Annotated in this window: 19 protein-coding genes; 8 read left to right on the forward strand and 11 right to left on the reverse strand. The window is 59.5% G+C overall.

The window, feature by feature from the left end; translation table 11 throughout:
- Positions 1–343: 343 nt before the first annotated feature.
- On the forward strand, positions 344–1,744 hold the full coding sequence (locus BW958_RS07790) for a sigma-54-dependent transcriptional regulator (protein WP_076575172.1): 1,401 nt from the start codon (positions 344–346) through the stop codon (positions 1,742–1,744).
- Here BW958_RS07790 and BW958_RS07795 read toward each other — a convergent pair whose 3' ends face one another.
- The 7 genes from BW958_RS07795 to rfbB all read right to left on the reverse strand — a co-directional run bounded on the left by BW958_RS07795 (position 1,745) and on the right by rfbB (position 7,227).
- Positions 1,745–2,623, reverse strand: a complete 879-nt coding sequence (locus BW958_RS07795; protein WP_076575173.1) for a tetratricopeptide repeat protein — start codon at positions 2,621–2,623, stop codon at positions 1,745–1,747.
- A 72-nt stretch (positions 2,624–2,695) separates the two neighbouring features.
- Complete coding sequence (locus tag BW958_RS07800) at positions 2,696–3,028, reverse strand: hypothetical protein (protein WP_076575174.1); 333 nt, start codon at positions 3,026–3,028, stop codon at positions 2,696–2,698.
- A gap of 13 nt (positions 3,029–3,041) precedes the next feature.
- Positions 3,042–3,389, reverse strand: a complete 348-nt coding sequence (locus BW958_RS07805) for a DUF2956 domain-containing protein (RefSeq protein WP_076575175.1) — start codon at positions 3,387–3,389, stop codon at positions 3,042–3,044.
- A gap of 95 nt (positions 3,390–3,484) precedes the next feature.
- Positions 3,485–4,615 (reverse strand): chromate efflux transporter, encoded by a 1,131-nt coding sequence (chrA, locus tag BW958_RS07810; protein ID WP_076575176.1) that lies wholly within the window; start codon positions 4,613–4,615, stop codon positions 3,485–3,487.
- Positions 4,616–4,691: 76 nt separating this feature from the next.
- Positions 4,692–5,120, reverse strand: coding sequence for a nucleotide triphosphate diphosphatase NUDT15 (locus tag BW958_RS07815; RefSeq protein ID WP_076575177.1), 429 nt, complete (start codon positions 5,118–5,120; stop codon positions 4,692–4,694).
- 80 nt (positions 5,121–5,200) lie between these two features.
- Positions 5,201–6,124 (reverse strand): dTDP-4-dehydrorhamnose reductase, encoded by a 924-nt coding sequence (gene rfbD / locus BW958_RS07820; RefSeq protein ID WP_076575178.1) that lies wholly within the window; start codon positions 6,122–6,124, stop codon positions 5,201–5,203.
- Entirely contained in the window at positions 6,124–7,227 is a 1,104-nt protein-coding gene (gene rfbB / locus BW958_RS07825) for a dTDP-glucose 4,6-dehydratase (RefSeq protein WP_076575179.1), read from the reverse strand. Before rfbB ends, rfbD begins: the two co-directional genes overlap by 1 nt.
- 205 nt (positions 7,228–7,432) lie before the next feature.
- On the opposite strand from rfbB, the gene dusA reads away from it, so the two are divergent.
- Complete coding sequence (dusA, locus tag BW958_RS07830) at positions 7,433–8,509, forward strand: tRNA dihydrouridine(20/20a) synthase DusA (RefSeq protein WP_076575180.1); 1,077 nt, start codon at positions 7,433–7,435, stop codon at positions 8,507–8,509.
- 61 nt (positions 8,510–8,570) lie between these two features.
- On the opposite strand, the gene BW958_RS07835 is transcribed toward dusA, so the two are convergent.
- Both BW958_RS07835 and BW958_RS07840 read right to left on the reverse strand, forming a co-directional pair.
- A complete protein-coding gene (locus tag BW958_RS07835; protein ID WP_076575181.1) occupies positions 8,571–10,133 on the reverse strand; it encodes a methyl-accepting chemotaxis protein in 1,563 nt (520 codons plus the stop codon).
- A gap of 119 nt (positions 10,134–10,252) precedes the next feature.
- Entirely contained in the window at positions 10,253–10,585 is a 333-nt protein-coding gene (locus BW958_RS07840) for a hypothetical protein (protein WP_306169660.1), read from the reverse strand.
- A gap of 196 nt (positions 10,586–10,781) precedes the next feature.
- Between BW958_RS07840 and BW958_RS20780 the strand changes: the two genes are divergently transcribed.
- The 4 genes from BW958_RS20780 (at position 10,782) to BW958_RS07865 (ending at position 13,034) form a co-directional block, all read left to right on the forward strand.
- The gene (locus BW958_RS20780) at positions 10,782–10,970 is read left to right on the forward strand and encodes a type II toxin-antitoxin system RelE/ParE family toxin (RefSeq protein ID WP_076575182.1); all 189 of its coding nucleotides are present in this window, start codon (positions 10,782–10,784) and stop codon (positions 10,968–10,970) included.
- A 373-nt stretch (positions 10,971–11,343) separates the two neighbouring features.
- Complete coding sequence (locus BW958_RS07855) at positions 11,344–11,646, forward strand: addiction module antidote protein (RefSeq protein WP_076575184.1); 303 nt, start codon at positions 11,344–11,346, stop codon at positions 11,644–11,646.
- Positions 11,647–11,827: 181 nt separating this feature from the next.
- A complete protein-coding gene (locus tag BW958_RS07860) occupies positions 11,828–12,514 on the forward strand; it encodes a ParB-like protein (RefSeq protein ID WP_076575185.1) in 687 nt (228 codons plus the stop codon).
- Positions 12,515–12,593: 79 nt separating this feature from the next.
- Positions 12,594–13,034 (forward strand): DUF2753 family protein, encoded by a 441-nt coding sequence (locus tag BW958_RS07865; protein WP_076575186.1) that lies wholly within the window; start codon positions 12,594–12,596, stop codon positions 13,032–13,034.
- Here the strand turns inward: BW958_RS07865 and BW958_RS07870 are convergent.
- The gene (locus BW958_RS07870; protein ID WP_076575187.1) at positions 13,027–13,776 is read right to left on the reverse strand and encodes an enoyl-CoA hydratase-related protein; all 750 of its coding nucleotides are present in this window, start codon (positions 13,774–13,776) and stop codon (positions 13,027–13,029) included. The two genes, BW958_RS07865 and BW958_RS07870, sit on opposite strands and share 8 nt — an antisense overlap.
- 86 nt (positions 13,777–13,862) lie before the next feature.
- On the opposite strand from BW958_RS07870, the gene BW958_RS07875 reads away from it, so the two are divergent.
- Both BW958_RS07875 and BW958_RS07880 read left to right on the forward strand, forming a co-directional pair.
- A complete protein-coding gene (locus BW958_RS07875; protein ID WP_076575188.1) occupies positions 13,863–14,306 on the forward strand; it encodes a copper chaperone PCu(A)C in 444 nt (147 codons plus the stop codon).
- 95 nt (positions 14,307–14,401) lie between these two features.
- Positions 14,402–15,052 carry a TIGR04219 family outer membrane beta-barrel protein gene (locus BW958_RS07880; protein WP_076575189.1) on the forward strand — a complete coding sequence of 217 codons (651 nt, stop codon included), beginning with the start codon at positions 14,402–14,404 and terminating at the stop codon, positions 15,050–15,052.
- Between the two features lie 51 nt (positions 15,053–15,103).
- Here the strand turns inward: BW958_RS07880 and BW958_RS07885 are convergent, their stop codons facing one another.
- Complete coding sequence (locus BW958_RS07885) at positions 15,104–15,907, reverse strand: putative RNA methyltransferase (RefSeq protein WP_076575190.1); 804 nt, start codon at positions 15,905–15,907, stop codon at positions 15,104–15,106.
- Between the last annotated feature and the right edge of the window lie 55 nt (positions 15,908–15,962).

A 15,962-nucleotide genomic window follows, 5' to 3' on the forward strand; every position in this document is an offset into this window, starting at 1 on the left:
GCGCTGGCGCAAGACTTTGCACATTATTAACCGCAATCTTATGCCATAAATTTTCATCGGCCTGCTCGGTATACGGCGGCGAGGGTTTTCGCTGCCCGCTGACTGACAGTGCGGCTGACGAATCGACCGACCCTCTCTGACGAATCGATCCGCAGTCGTGACAGCTCCTATCCGAGATAACGGGATTGCGATGCAAAATGGCAAAGTGACCCGCTAACTGGCTTCGTTTGTCCCTCTTTTGCCTGACTTTTTTGCATTTTGCACAGAGATGGCCCTTAATGGGATTGAGCGGCGTGTGCACTGCACGCACAATATCTCCATTGCAACGTCAAGGATGCCGATCGTGCCGCAAGCAAGTCCCCGAATCCTGCTGGTGGAAGATACCCTGAGCCTGGCGGTGGTGTACCAGCAATACCTGATCCAGGCCGGTTATGAGGTGGTGATGGCCCAGTGTGGGCAGACCGCGCTGGAGGTGTTACAGACCCAGCTCGTCCACCTTATTCTGCTCGATCTTGAACTGCCTGATATGGATGGCATGGACATCCTCAAACAGGTGACCGAGCAGCAACTTCCCTGCGCCGTGGTGGTGATCACGGCCCACGGCTCGGCCGATGTGGCGGTCGAGGCGATGCGCTTGGGTGCTTTTGACTTTCTGACCAAGCCCTTTGACAGCAAGCGTCTGTGCACCACGGTGCACAACGGTTTGCAGCACCAGCAACTGCGCTCGCTGGTGGATCAATACCGCGAAAACTTTGAACGTCAGTCGTTTGTCGGCTTTATCGGCGCCTCCATGCCGATGCAGGCGGTTTATCGCATTATCGAAAGCGCCGCGCCGAGCAAGGCGACCGTGTTTATCACTGGCGAGAGCGGCACCGGTAAAGAAGTATGTGCTGAGGCGATCCACAAGTGCAGCCCGCGTAAAGACCAATCCTTTGTGGCCCTCAACTGCGCCGCCATTCCCCATGATCTGATGGAGAGCGAGATCTTCGGTCATATGAAGGGGGCGTTTACCGGTGCGGTGAGCGATCGCAAAGGGGCTGCCAGTCTGGCCGATGGTGGCACCCTGTTTCTCGACGAGATCTGCGAAATGGATCTCGATCTGCAGAGCAAGCTGCTGCGCTTTATCCAGACCGGCAGCTTCCAGAAGGTGGGCAGCGGCAAGACCGAATCGGTGGATGTGCGCTTTGTCTGCGCCACCAACCGCGACCCGCTGGCCGAGGTCAAAGCCGGTCGTTTTCGTGAAGATCTCTACTATCGGCTGCACGTGATTCCGCTGACCCTGCCGCCGCTGCGCGAACGGGGCGAGGATATTCTGCTGCTGGCGCGTGAACTGCTGCAGCGTTATGCCGGAGAAGAGGGGCGGCGCTTTGTCGATTTCTCGCCCGAGGCGGCCCGCGTACTGCTCGATTACCCCTGGCCTGGCAACGTGCGCGAATTGCAGAACGTGATCCGCAATACCGTGGTGCTCAACGATGGTGAGCGGGTCGAGGTGTCGATGCTGCCGCCTCCGCTCGGCTTGCCGATGCGCACGCCGGTGCAGAGCGTGGCCTCGTCATCGATGTCGATACCGGCCGAGCAGCTGATCCGTGAAGTGCGCCCGCTGTGGATTGTGGAGAAAGAGGCCATCGAGCACGCCATCTCCGAGTGTGACGGCAATATCCCCAAAGCCGCGGCGCTGCTTGAGATCAGCCCCTCCACCATCTATCGCAAAAAGCAGGCGTGGGAAGAGGCTGGCGCGCTGTAATTACAACTTGGCCAGGCGTTTGAGCCGCTCGATGCGCTCGGGCGCCTGGGTTTTCAGCCACTCGTCGCGTGAGAGTAAAAACCAGGCGCGGGCAAAGAACTCCTCGGCGCCGATCTCCGGGTCCTGACGCAGCAGTGCCAGCTCGCCCAACTCCTCAAACAGATAACCATCAGCCGGTAGCCCAGCCTCTTCCATCTCGGTTTTCAGGGTGAGCTGCGCGCTCCAGGCCTCTTCAATCTTGCCCTGCTCGCGCAGGATGCGGCCCTGATTCCATTGCGCCAGCGCCGCCTTGGTCGGCGCATTGTGTTGCTGGTGCCACGCAGCGCACTGCTGCTGTAAGCCCAGCGCCTCATCGAATTTTTGCTGCTCAAAACGCAGCCAGGCCAGCTGATTCCACACTATCGGCAGCCAGCGTCTGGCGCCTTCACTGGCGCTGCGCTCAGCCAGGGTAACGGCTTGCGGCAGCCAGCGCTGGCGGACCGCTTCATCCGGCCCGTTTGCCAGCAGGCAGGCGGCGTCAATGGCCAGATCGTCACGGCGCAGCCGCAGTGCCTGTTTCCAGCTCTGCTCGGCTAACAAGGTGCCGCTCGCCTCGTTGCGCAGGCAATCAAAGCGGGCACGCTCTAACAAAATCGCCAGTCGCGCCATCGGTGTCTGCGGGGTCAGCGCGGCTTCCACCTCATCGAGCAAGGTGGCCGCCTCGGCCATGTCATGGCGCAAGAGAAGGCCGCGCACCCGCAGGGCGCCGAGGGAGAGCAGATAATCCGGATCGCCACCGCGCTCGGCATGAGGCAACAAGGCGGTGAGGCGTTCCATGCTGGCGGCCGGTTGGCCGGGGTCCCAGCAATCGGGGAGGGCGGGAAGGTCGGGTCCGTTCATGAAGGCTCCGCAGTGGGCAGGTTCCATGCTGCCCTTTCAAGATCCTTCATCAGCCCCGATCTGGCAAGTGGGTCAGAGGACCAGTGCGAGGCTCATCAACATTAACCCCAGTGCTGCAAACACGCCGTCACGCAGGGCCAGTCTGGGCTGGAAGGCGCGCGGCAGTGCCGGAAACAGCGCCAGCGCAAAGCCAAAGCCCGGCATCAACCAGTGAAACCAGGGGCTGCGCAGTTCTGGCGCCATGTGCTGGTTGGCAATCAGAAGCAGCATAAACAGGGTAAAGGCGGGCAGGATCAGCCAGCGGGCGCTGTCTGATGCCACGGCGCGCAGCGGCGAGATGCGCCACAGCAGCATGGCCAGCAAAAACAGCACCAGTGGGCAGAGCAGATAGAGAGACGAGGTCATGATACTTGTCTCGTTACGATGCGCTGTGCCACAGCCAGCCGAGCATCCCCAGCCAGCTCAAGGCCAGCAGCACCCAGGGCAGGGGATGTTGGCGGGTGATCACCACCAGATTTTCCTCGTCCTGCGGCTCATCGGGCGCGTCGGTTTCGGCCCGTTGCTTGGCCTTGGCCTGCTGCTTTTTAAACTTGGACAGATCGCGCGCCTTGGCTTTTTGCTGCTTTTTGTACTCGTCGATGCCCTTTTGGATGCCCTGTGCAATCAGCTGGGTCTGCTCCTTGGTCTGGCCGGGCTTTTGATTGGCGCGGGCGATGCGCTGCGCCTCTTGCTGAGTCTGCGGCGAGGGTTTTTGATGCTGGGCCATGGCGGGTCTCCTCTTTTGCGGAGCGGCATTGTGCGCGGCGCGAAAGCAAAATGCCAGCCTGCCGCGCCGTGAGTGTGAACAGGATCGACGCGGAGTTAAGTCAAGGTGCCGAGTAATCCATAGGCCGTGACCAAGCCCACCGCGAGCAGAAGCACCGGCACTTTGCGCGAGCGCAGAACAAACAGACCGATGGCAGCCAGTGCCAGCTCACGCGGCCCGTGCACCGCGCTGGTAAAAACTGGCTGATAGAGCGCCGCGAGCAGCAGCCCAACCACGGCAGCGTTAAGGGCGGCGGCTGCGCTTTGCCAGCGTGGGCGCCGCAGCAACCCTTGCCACACAGGGGAGAGGGCGAGCAGCAGCAAAAATCCCGGCGTAAAAATGGCAAACGTGGCGATAAGGGCGCCGGCGATCGGTTGCTGCGGCAAGCTCAACGCCCCCAGATAGCTGGCCAGAGTAAACATCGGTCCTGGCACCAACTGGGCCAGTGCATAACCGGCCAGAAACTGACTTTCGCCCAGCGCACCGCCTACGGTTTGCTGCAGCAGGGGCAGCACCACATGGCCGCCGCCAAACACCAGCGTGCCAGCTAGATAAAAATCGGCAAACAGGTGCAGGCCGAACATGGGTGGCAGGATCAGCAGCAAGCCAAACAGGATGAGCCAGCGCCAGCCTAGCTGAACGGCAGGGTGATGCGAAGCATCGTCGCTGCCTCCACGCACTGCCCCCAGCAGGGCGCACAGCGTCAGGGCGACAAACTGAGTTATGATGCCGGGCAATAACCAGAGCGCCGCAGCCGTGGCAACCATCATGGCCTGATGATGCCAGTGCTGGCAGAATTGTCGCCCCATGGCGAGCACGGCATCCATCACCACGACCAGCGCCAGCAGTTTGAGCCCCGCCAGCAGCAGAGGAAACCACGTCTGCGCCAACAACTGGCTGCCCACTAATGCCAGCGCCACCATCAGCACTAATGAGGGCAGGGTGAAGCCGATAAACGCCGCCAGTGCACCGGCAAGGCCAGCGCGCTGATAGCCGATAGCAAATCCCAGCTGGCTTGATGCCGGCCCGGGTAGAAACTGACACAGCGCCAGCTGGTGGCCAAATTGCTCTTGGCTCAGCCAGCCAAGCCGCTCGACAAAGGTCTGGCGAAACAGACCAATATGCGCAGCCGGGCCGCCAAAACCGAGGCAACCAAGCCAGAGAAAACGCAGAAAAATGGCGGTCATGAGCACCTCAGAGCCTTGGCTATCCCCTCGTATGAGCCGTGCTTGGCGAAGATAACCTTAGGACGCTGCCATGACATCAGGATGACTCGGCCGGTAGATAACAACGCCCTGCCAGCCAGGCGCTGACGCCCTGCCGACAGGCATCAAACAGCGGTGTGGGCAGCATACGTGGATCGCACCAGATCCACCCTTCGCATTTGTCCGGCTCACGCAGTTCAGGCTCGCCATCGACTTTGGTATGCAGGATCACCGAGATGTAGTGCAGGCCGCACTCGCTCCAGGTCTCAAGATTGTTGGTCACCGCCACCACCTGCGGGTCGCTTATCTGCAGGCCGGTCTCCTCTTCAATCTCGCGGATGGCGCACGCTTCAAACGGCTCGCCTACCTCAAGATGACCACCCGGAATCGACCAGTAAGGCGCATGGCTCCCCTTGCGTTTACCCAGCAAGATAAGTCCTTGAGCATTTTCCAAAATGACCCCGACACCCACCCGTGGATAGTGCATGTTGCGCTCCTTGGCTAACCGGCCGATATGGTAAATCAGCACCGCCGGGATGCCTATGGTTTGCCTCTCTGGTCAGCCGGTTATGTGCGCTGGTTTAACTCAGCGAGCAGCGACTCCAGCATCTTTTCGGCCGGTGCCTGCCAGTGGGGCAGTGTGATGGCAAAGGTGCGCTCAAATTTCTCGCAAGCGAGCCGTGAATTCAGTGGCCGCCGGGCAGAGGTGGGGTAATCACGACTTGCCACCGGTTGCAACGATTGCAGCGCGAGTGGCACCTTGGCCGCACGCGCCTTGGCCACAATCAGCGCGGCATAGTCATACCAGCTGGTCTCGCCGCGAGCTGATAGGTGATAGAGCCCGGCCAGTGGCTCGCTCCCCTCGCAGGTCACACGTTCAAGTGCCAGTGCGGTGCAACTGGCAACCAGCTCGGCGCTGGTGGGCGCACCTATCTGATCGTTGACCACCCTAAGCGCTGGGCGCGTCATGGCCAGTTCAACAAGGGTGCGGGCGAAGTGGCGTCCGTGCGCCCCATAGCCCCAGCCTGAGCGAAAGATCAGGTGCTTGATGGCGCGGCTTGCGGCCAGATCGCCTGCCAGTTTGCTTCTGCCGTAGGCACTGAGCGGGGCCGGGGTATCGCTCTCTTGCCAGGGGGCGTGGCCAGTGCCATCAAACACATAGTCAGTGGAGTAGTGCACCAGCCAGGCACCCAGCAGGTTGGCGGTCTCGGCCAACACGACCACGGCGTCTGCGTTAATCTGCATAGCCAGTTCAGGCTCGCTTTCTGCCTTATCCACGGCGGTGTAGGCCGCAGCGTTAACAATCACATCGGGCCGAAGCTCGAGCAAGGTGCGGCGCAATGAGTGCACCTCGGTGAAATCGACCTTCAGTGCGCCATCGCGGCGACCGAGCGTCACCAGCTCGCCTTGGCGGACTTGGGCCAGTTGCGCCAGTGCAGGCTGCAGCGCATGACCGAGCAGGCCATCTTTACCGAGCAGCACAATACGCATCAGCGCGGCGCCTGTTGCTGGGTGCCTGCGACTGAATAGTGGCTATCGATCCAATCGCGATAAGCGCCGCTTTTGACCTGCTCGACCCATTCGCTGTTATCCAGATACCAGCGCACGGTTTTGCGCAGGCCGCTTGCGAAGGTCTCTTGCGGCTGCCAGCCCAGCTCACGCACCATCTTGCCAGCATCAATGGCATAGCGGCGATCATGGCCCGGCCGGTCGGTCACAAAGGTGATCTGGTCGCGGTAAGAGCCATGGGATTTGGGCGCCATCTCATCGAGCAGGTCGCACAGGGTCTCGACCACCTCCAGATTACGTTTCTCGTTATGGCCGCCGATGTTGTAGGTCTCGCCCACCACGCCATGAGTCACCACGGTGTGCAGCGCTCTGGCGTGATCTTCTACATAGAGCCAGTCACGAATTTGATCGCCCTTGCCATACACCGGCAGCGGCTTGCCGTCGAGGGCACTTAGGATAACCAGCGGGATCAGCTTTTCCGGAAAGTGATACGGGCCGTAGTTGTTCGAGCAGTTGGTGACCAGCGTCGGCAGGCCGTAGGTGCGGCGCCAAGCCCGCACCAGATGATCGCTGGCTGCCTTCGAGGCCGAATAGGGGCTGCTCGGTGCATAAGGGGTCTGCTCGGTAAAGAGCGGCAGCGCGCCGCTCTGTTCATCCGGATGGGGCAGATCGCCATACACCTCATCGGTCGAGATATGGTGAAAACGAAACGCCTGCTGGCGACGAGCGTCCAGCGCGCTCCAGTAGTGGCGGGCCGCTTCGAGCAGCTGATAGGTGCCGACGATATTGGTGTCGATAAAGGCTGCCGGGCCGGTAATCGAGCGATCCACATGGCTTTCGGCCGCAAGGTGCATCACTGCATCGGGCTGGTGGAGTGCAAACAGCGCATCGAGCGCGGCGCGATCGCAAATATCGACCCGCTCAAAGCAGTAGCGCGGACTATCTTCAACGCTTTTTATCGAGGCCAAATTACCGGCATAGGTCAGTGCATCCACATTGACCACCTCATCGCTGGTATGGCCAATGATATGGCGGATAACCGCCGAGCCGATAAAACCGGCGCCGCCGGTGACCAGAATCTTCATGTTACTGTGCCTGTTGCAACCCTATCTGGCGGGGAGGATAAGCGCTGGCGTAGGGTAGATCCAGTGTTGAGCCTTACACCGATGTTGCATAACGGGTGCTTGCCGTCGGTTTGGCTGATCTTGAAGGGCAGATCCGCTATACTCGCCGCCCTGTTGTCGGCCGCCGGCCGATTCTGTTTGACCTGCCTGCGAGACGAGCTGACCCATGAGCCAGAACCAGACCCACGCCAGCCACTATGTTGCACCGGGTGGCGCCGCCCACTGGAGCGGACGCTTCTCTATTGCACCAATGCTCGACTGGACGGACCGTCACTGCCGTTACTTTCACCGGATGTTGAGCAAGAACATTCTGCTCTATACCGAGATGGTGACCACCGGGGCGATCATCCACGGCAAGGGGGATTATCTCGGTTTTAACCAGGAGGAGCATCCGCTGGCGCTGCAACTGGGTGGCAGCAATCCGGCCGATCTGGCGCACTGCGCCCGCCTTGCGCAGGAGCGGGGTTATGACGAGGTGAATCTCAACGTGGGTTGCCCGTCAGATCGGGTGCAAAACGGCCGCTTCGGTGCCTGCCTGATGGGCGAGCCGGCGCTGGTGGCTGATTGCGTCAAGGCGATGCGCGATGTGGTGGATATTCCGGTGACGGTAAAGACCCGTATCGGCATCGACGATCAGGACTCTTACGAGTTTCTTCAGGCATTTATCGAACAGGTCAGCGCGGCCGGTTGTGATACGTTTATTGTCCATGCCCGCAAGGCGTGGCTCAGTGGTCTCAGCCCCAAAGAGAACCGCGAAATTCCACCGCTCGACTATCCGCGTGTCTATCGCCTGAAACATGACTACCCCCATCTCACCCTCGCCATTAACGGCGGCATCACGTCGCTGGAGCAAGCGCAGACCCATCTGGCCGAGCTGGATGGGGTGATGGTGGGGCGTGAGGCGTACCAGAATCCCTATCTCTTAAGTCAGGTGGACAACCTGATCTTTGGTCAGTCTATGCCGGTGCTGAGTCGCCATGAGGTGGTGCGTCGCATGCTGCCCTATATTGAGCAGGAGCTGGCCAAGGGCAATTATCTGTCCCATGTGACCCGCCATATGTTGGGGCTGTTTCAGAATCTGCCGGGTGCGCGTGGCTGGCGCCGCCACTTGAGCGAAAACGCCACCAAGCCGGGCGCCGGTATTCAGGTGGTGCTGGATGCGATGGCCAAGGTGTCCGAGCAGACTGAGCCTACCGAGCAGGGATCCGCGGCCAGCAAGGCAGAGCCGCAAGCCGGTATCTAAAGGCAGTCAGGCAGGATAAAGGCAGCGCGCCGACTCGGTAACGGGTCGGCGCGCTGTGCTATCAGGGGTGGCGGAACTGGTTGATCAGACGGGAGAGATCCTGCAGGCGTTCAACCAGCAGGGTAATGCCATCGCGGGCACGCTGGCTTTGCGCCGCAGTGCTGCTGGTCAGCTCGTGCAGCTGATAGACGCTGCGGTCGATGTCATCGGTGACAGTCGCCTGCTGCGACATGGCCTGAGCGATCTGGCCGCCGGTCTCGTCGAGCGCTTCGAGGCGGCGGTTGATATCAAGAATCGCCTCGGTGGTGCTGTTGGCGTGGCGCTGGCACTGCTCGGACGATTGCGCGCCGCGGCTCATCCCATCCTGCAGCCGGGCCACCGTCTGATTGAGGGTCTCAATCATCTGCTTGATTTCGCCGGTGGAGCTGCGGGTCTTCTGCGCTAAGGCGCGCACCTCGTCAGCGACCACGGCAAAGCCGCGACCCTGTTCACCGGCTCGCGCCGCTTCGATGGCGGCGTTGAGTGACAGCAGGTTAGTCTGATCGGCAATCTGACCGATCACATCCAAAATGCCGCTGATGCGCTCACTGTCGGCCGTCAGCTCGGCCAGAATGGTGTGGTTTTCGCCCAACTCGTGGTGCAGTTTGTCCATGGCGCCACGGGTCTCTTCCAGTGCCTCTTCACCACGGCGCGAGCTGTGACGCACTTCGGCAATCAGGCCGGCGGTGTGACCGGTGCGCTCGGCCACTTCACGAATCGACTGGCTCATCTCGGTGACTGCGGCGGCCAGTTGTTCAACCTGGCTGTTTTGCTGGATCAGATGCTCGTCGATGCTCTGGATATTGCCGCGATCTTCCTCGGCCGCCAGCAGGATTTGCTGGTTGGTGTCGGCGCTGCGGCCGACTACGGCTTTGAGCTCGGCGCTTTTCATGCGAAACGCCAGATCCAGTTTGGCCAGTTGGTCGCTGCGGCCGGTATAGAGAACGCGGCACAGGGGCGACGTGGTATCGGCGCCTGAGTGATCGATGATGCGGGCGATACGGGTCTGATAGCGGCTGCTATACACCACCTGAAAACACATCAGCAGGGCGGCAGGCGCTAGCCAGATGGCAGAGGCGGTGGCGGCGGCCACGCCCATCAGCAGCAGGGATGTGCCCTGGGTGGCGACTGCCACGCGGGAGGGCTCGAGCGGGAAACGGGCGCGAAAGGGAAGGCTCTGACCCGCTTGCACCTTCTGATACAGCTGCTCGGCGTGGGTCACCTCTTCACGGGGCGGACGGGTGCGCACCGACTGGTATTCGAGCACTTCGCCGCGCTCACCCAAGATTGGCGTCACGTAAGCATTTACCCAATAGTGCTGGCCCTGCTTGGTGCGGTTCTTGACCAGCCCCATCCAGCTTTGCCCCTTGCGCAGGTATTGCCACATGTCGGCAAAGGCCGCTTTGGGCATATCAGGGTGGCGCACCAGATTGTGCGGCTTGCCTTCCATCTCCTGCGGCGCATAACCGGCCACTTCGCAAAAGTGACGGTTGGCATAGGTGATATGGCTGTCAGGGTTCGTGGTCGAAATCAGCGTGTACTGTTCGGGATAGAGAACTTCGCCCGAAGTGGTGCCTGTGTTCATGAGTGAACATCCTGTGCAAGCAATTGAGTAAATTGGTTGTTGTTTTTATTCAGAAACAAAGATTGTGATGAGTCGCCCGACGCCTTTCCTTGGCATGAATCAATTCATCTGCGGCCAATTCAGGTAGAAGGTTGATCGGGTGACGACACAAAATCGTGTACTTCGCCAAAACGGGCGTTGAAACGGGGATCCCGTCTCGCCGCCTGTTTGCTCACTTTCAATGCTGCGCAGAAATCGTGGTCTTTATCCCACGCGTCACGGGCTGCATCGATGGCGCGTTCAGCCTTGCGCCGCTCCACTTTGCCCAGTTTTCGGTTGGAAAACTGCTGCTGTTGTTCCAGCATCCAGCGGCCAAAAGCCTCGCTGCAAGGAGCAGGCGCTTCACGGGCGTTGGCCGGTAACATTTGGCTGGTCGCTGCCAGCAGGGCAAGAGAGAAAAGATGTCGCAGCATTATTTTGATCAATTAACAACCATAGGCCGGTAATGTACGGGATCAGCGACCGCTTTCATATCGGGCTTGAAGAAAATTTGAGCTAAAAAAAGATGCTTATCTTGATGGGGTTTGTATGGATCTTTCGTTCGCATGTTTGCGTACAAATTGTCAGCTATAGTCGACATTACAGACAGTTGACTGCTACAGTAGACACATGAAAGAGATCTTCGAAACCAGTGTTTTCAGAAAGTGGCTTGGTAGCTTAAGAGACCGCCACGCAAGGGCCCGTATCATACAGCGGTTTGACCGCTTACAGGCTGGTAATCCGGGCGATAGTAAACCGATCGGAGAAGGTCTGTCGGAGCTGCGCATCGATTATGGCCCAGGATATCGCATGTTATAGGGCCTATTGATATTTCGTCACAGCCGCGACATAGCCCGTTTTTCCGCATAACTAGGAACGAGAAGCGAAGTTTAGCGAGCTAAATGAGCTGCCGAGTGACGACGAGATGCGGAAAAACGGGCCTGTCCCTGCGGGTTGTGCTGAAAATGCGCCCATCCGTTGTTGCTGGGCTTGTCAAGGGGGACTCCATTGTCTTCGCCCCGCGCCTAGTCTGGGCGCATTTGATGCGACAACGCGGTTTGTGCCGAAGCATCAACAGGCCCTATATGCAAAGAGGCCCTATCATCGTCGTACTGTTATGTGGTGGTGATAAGCATGATCAATCCCGAGACATTGAGATCGCGAAAGATCTCGCTCGGGCATGGAGGGACGAATGATGAGTGACGCACAAGTAACGTTTAGCCGCTACGATGCAGCCGACTATCTACGCGATGAACAAGATATACAGGCTTATCTCGAGGCCGCGCTGGAAGATGGTGATCCGACCATGATCGCTGTGGCACTTGGCAACATTGCCCGTTCCCGTAATATCAGCCAACTTGCAAGGGATGCTCATATGAGTCGAGATGGGGTGTATAAAGCGCTGTCCGGCCAAGGTAATCCAAGCTTCTCAACCATTGTGAAGCTGGCAAATGCGTTGGGGTATAAAGTTAGTTTGACGCCAAAAATGATCTGAGCATTTTTTTGCTAAAAAACGACATTGAGTAACCGCCCAAAACTGGGCGGTTTTCTTTTTAGACCTATCCAACGACAACTTGTCTGACCAGATTGCAGGAATGCGGGTTACTGCCGGGAAATTGTGCAGCAACTGGTGTATCACGTAACCCTATGGCCGTGATGGCGACATGAGGTGATTCATGAGATGGCAATGGTTAGGGGTGTTGCTGCTGCCCGCGTTGGGCTGGGCAGCCGAGCCCTGTTCTGTGCAAAGCAAGGTGGGGGACAGTTGCGATCTGCCCATCACGGCACTGCGGCCCACTCAGGGCGGTGTTGGCCTGCTACAGGTTGAAGATGAAGTGGCCAAACTGGGCAAGGCAACGCCCAAGCAGCTGGCCAAGATCATCAAGAAAAAGGAGATCCCCGTGGTGATCTCACCGGATCAGCAGTATTGGCTGGTGGATCGCCATCATTTGAGCCGCGCCCTGTGGCAACTGGGGGTGACCGAGGTGCGGGTACGGCTGGTGGGGCGCATCAAGGATCGCCACTGCTTCTGGCGTCAGATGCAGGACAACCACTGGGCCTGGTTGCAGGATCAGCAGGGCCGTCCGCTCGATCCTGCCGCGCTTCCTGCAGAGGTCTCGGCGCTGCCGGATTATCCTTATCGTTCCCTGGCCGGCATGCTGGAGGATGCGGGTTATATCGATAAGCCCTCTCCTGGCTACTTCTTCGAGTTCACCTGGGCAAACTGGCTGGGGCAGAAGATGGCGTGGGCACCGGTGCAGCGGGACAATCTGGCGCAGATGCTATCGCGGGCACGCCGGTTGGCTTGCAGTCATGAGGCATCCGCCCTGCCCGGTTACCCCGGAAAATCGTGCCGTAAATAAGAGTCCCTACAAATCCAGTTGTTGATATTAATTCTCATTTGTTGATCAATGGAGGCAGCGAGAGGAGGAGGGGAAGGCGATGAATGTGGGTCATTGGCAGGAGTATATGCTGGGCGCCGAGCAGGCGCTGGATAAGGGCGCGTTTGGTAGCGCCGTGTGCCTCTATCAGCAGGCGCTCGAATTACTGCTGGAGGTGCCGCCAGCCGAAGTCGAGCTGGATGTGACCGAGCTGGCCACCATGCAGGTGGTGACCTGTCACCGCTTGGCGGGGTTTTGGCGGCATATGGAGGAGCCGAACTTCGAGTTGCGCTATCTCAAGCTGGCTTCGGAGCTGGTCACGGCACTGGTACCCCAGTGCCCGCACCGCGATTGCGAGGCGCTGATTGATGAGCTGGGGTGCTGCCGCTCGGCGCTGCTCGCTTTTCTCAAGCGCCACCCCAATCCCGAGATTGCCCGTCTGATCCAGACTCAGGACCGGGTACAGGGCTGCGAGCTGATCGGACGATTTCGCCTTAACTGAGGCGGCCGAGTTTGCCGGCAATGCGGCTCTGGGCCTCTTCGCCCTGCAGGGCGACTGAAAATGCCCGCGCTTCCAGATTGATGGTGTAGTGCACCGCCTGCGCCAGCTCCTGTTTGAGCAGGGCCTTGCTCTGCTGTACGGCGCGTGGCGGTTGGGCGGCTAGCTCGGCGGCCAGTGTGGCTGCGGTTGCAAGCAGATCGTCACTTGCTACCACCCGGTTGGCGAGGCCCATCTGTTTGGCTTCCTCGGCGCTAAAGGGGCGCGATAGCAGCAACAGTTCACTGGCGCGCAGATGGCCGATGGCACGAGGCAGCAGTAGGCTGGAGGCAAATTCCGGCACCAGTCCCAGCGCCACAAACGGCAGGCAGAGGCGGGCGTTGTCAGCCAGACAGACCAGATCGCAGTGCAGCAGGATGGTGGTGCCAATGCCGACGGCCGCGCCGGCAACCGCGGCGATCACCGGTTTGGGAAACGAAGCCAGCTCGTGCAAGAACAGCAAGATAGGGTCATCGGGCTCAAGCGCGGTTTTACCGATAAAATCGGCCAGATCGTTGCCAGCCGTGAAGCATTGCTCATCCCCTTGCAGCAGCACGACATGAATGGCGTCGTCATGCTTCGCCTGTTGCAGCGCCTCGGTTAATGCCTGATACATGGCAGTATTGAGGGCGTTACGCTTGTCCGGCCGGTTAAAACGCAGGGTTAATACCGACTCACTCACACTCGCGCCGATAACTTGCTCCATCTCTCACTCCTAGTATCCGCTGGCTGAACCGAGCTTCCCCTTGGGGTAACCTTTTTTGTTAACAATATCATAAAAGGATCCCAACCATGTTCAAACGATCGTTTTGCTCCGTATTGTTGTTGGCATGCACGGCACCGGCCATGGCCCAGGTGTCTGCCGAGATGGGACAAGTGCGGCTGATGCCGCCGGGGGCACCCAACACGGCGGCCTTTATGACCCTGCATAACAATGCCGACACAGCGGTTAAGCTGGTGGCGGCCAGCTCGGCGCTGACGCCGACGGTCGAGCTGCACACCCATATCAATGACAACGGCGTGATGCGCATGCGGCAGGTGGAGTCCATCGAGGTGCCGGCCAAGGGCTCGGTCGTATTGCAACCGGGCGGGTTGCATCTGATGTTTATTGGGCTTAAGGCCAGTTTGAGCGCCGGGCAGCAGGTGCCGCTGACACTGCATTTTGATGATGGGGAAAACCTGACGCTGACCTTACCGGTCAAAGAGATCATGCCGATGCAGGGTCAGATGAAATGACATTTCTTGTCGTGCGCTGAGTTTTTGCGATGAGGAATTTGTTGCAGGTGAGTACAATACCGGTCTTTCCAGTGCATTAAATGGAGTGACACCCGATGAAGAAGACCCTGTTGGCCGGTTGCGTACTGGCTCTGTGCAGCTCTGCTGCCATGGCTGCCAATGACTGGCATTTTGCCGCTGGCTCCGACCTGTGGCATGCCCAGGGAAGTGGCGACATCAACAGTGTGAACCCGAGCTACGACAACAACTACAACTGGAGCGGTTACGCCCTGTTGGAGCATGGCATTCTGGTGCTGCCGAACATCAAGTTCGAGCTGGCTAACCTGGATACCTCCGGTGGCTCGTTCAACAATGATCTGCTCACCTACAACATGGATTTCTACTATCGCGTCTTCAACAACGACCTGTTCAACATCGATCTTGGTGCTGCCGGTCGTCGTTACGATGGTGAATTCCGTTATCACGGTACCGATCGCAGCTACACCAAGGACTCCGTCCTGGCCTATGCCGCTGCCGAACTGCGCATTCCGAGCACCAGCCTGAGCGTGTTTGGTGATGCTCATGCCAGCAGCTGGGGTAGCGACAAGACCAACGATTACCGCTTCGGCGCCGCTTACAAGCTGCCGACCATGCCGCTCAAGGTGCATGCCGGCTGGCGTGAGGTGAATCTGGATCTGAACCACGCTGGCGTGGATGCCAACCAGAACATCGATGGCTGGTTTGTCGGCGGTGAGATGAGCTTCTAAGGCTCACTGCATGATATGTGTCAGCGCCTCCTTCGGGAGGCGCTGCTGTTTTCAATCCTTGGCGCGTTGCCAGAGCGAGATCAGGTAGTCGTGCTCGAGACGAGGCTCGCCCTCTTGCAGATAGTCGTGCCGGCTCTGGTTGCTGGCGCGCCAGGCCAGCGGACTGATGGCTAGCATCAACTCGCGCTCGCTGCGATCAAGCGTTACCTCAAAGTGACAGCGCTGCTGCACCCGATTTTCCAGCTCGTCCAGCTTGGGCCAGAGCGGGGGATGCTCTTTGGCATCCGGATTGATATGGCTGCGTAGTTGCCAGTGGTGGCGTGGCCCCTGTGAAATCAGGATCAGCAGACCGCCGGGCGCCAGCAGGGTGGGCAGCTCTGTTAACTTGGTCTTGTTGTCGACTTCGCGCAGCAGCGCCATCGCAGAGCCCGCCTGCAGCGGCGCCTGCTTGGGGTCAGCCAGCACAAACATCGCCTCGGGCTGCGCCTTGGCGGCGGCAAACACCGCATTGCGCGCTCGCTCGATACCGGCGTAGTGCCAGTCACTGCGCCGCGCGGCCAGTGCGCGGCAGAGATATCCCTCACCGGCACCGAGCACAATCAATTCGCCACGTTCTGCTGGCAGCAGGGCCGCCAGTGCATCGGCCAGCGGATTGAGCGCACCTTGCTCTAGCCAGTGGCGGCGTGACCGCATCAGGGCGCGGCTCTCCCCTTCGCTCGGCGGATGCTTGCCGGGGATCAGATCCAGATATCCTTCCGGCGCCCGATCAAAGTGATGTTTCTTATCGCAATAGGCGCCGCCGGAGGCCTCGTGGCGGTGCAGGGGAAGACGGCAAAACGGGCAACTGAGGTGCATGAGTACTCCGGATAATCTGGCTGGCAGCCATAAACAAAAAGGCTGCCCGAGGAAG

It is taken from the genome of Aeromonas sp. RU39B (genome assembly GCF_900156095.1).
GTDB lineage: Bacteria > Pseudomonadota > Gammaproteobacteria > Enterobacterales > Aeromonadaceae > Aeromonas.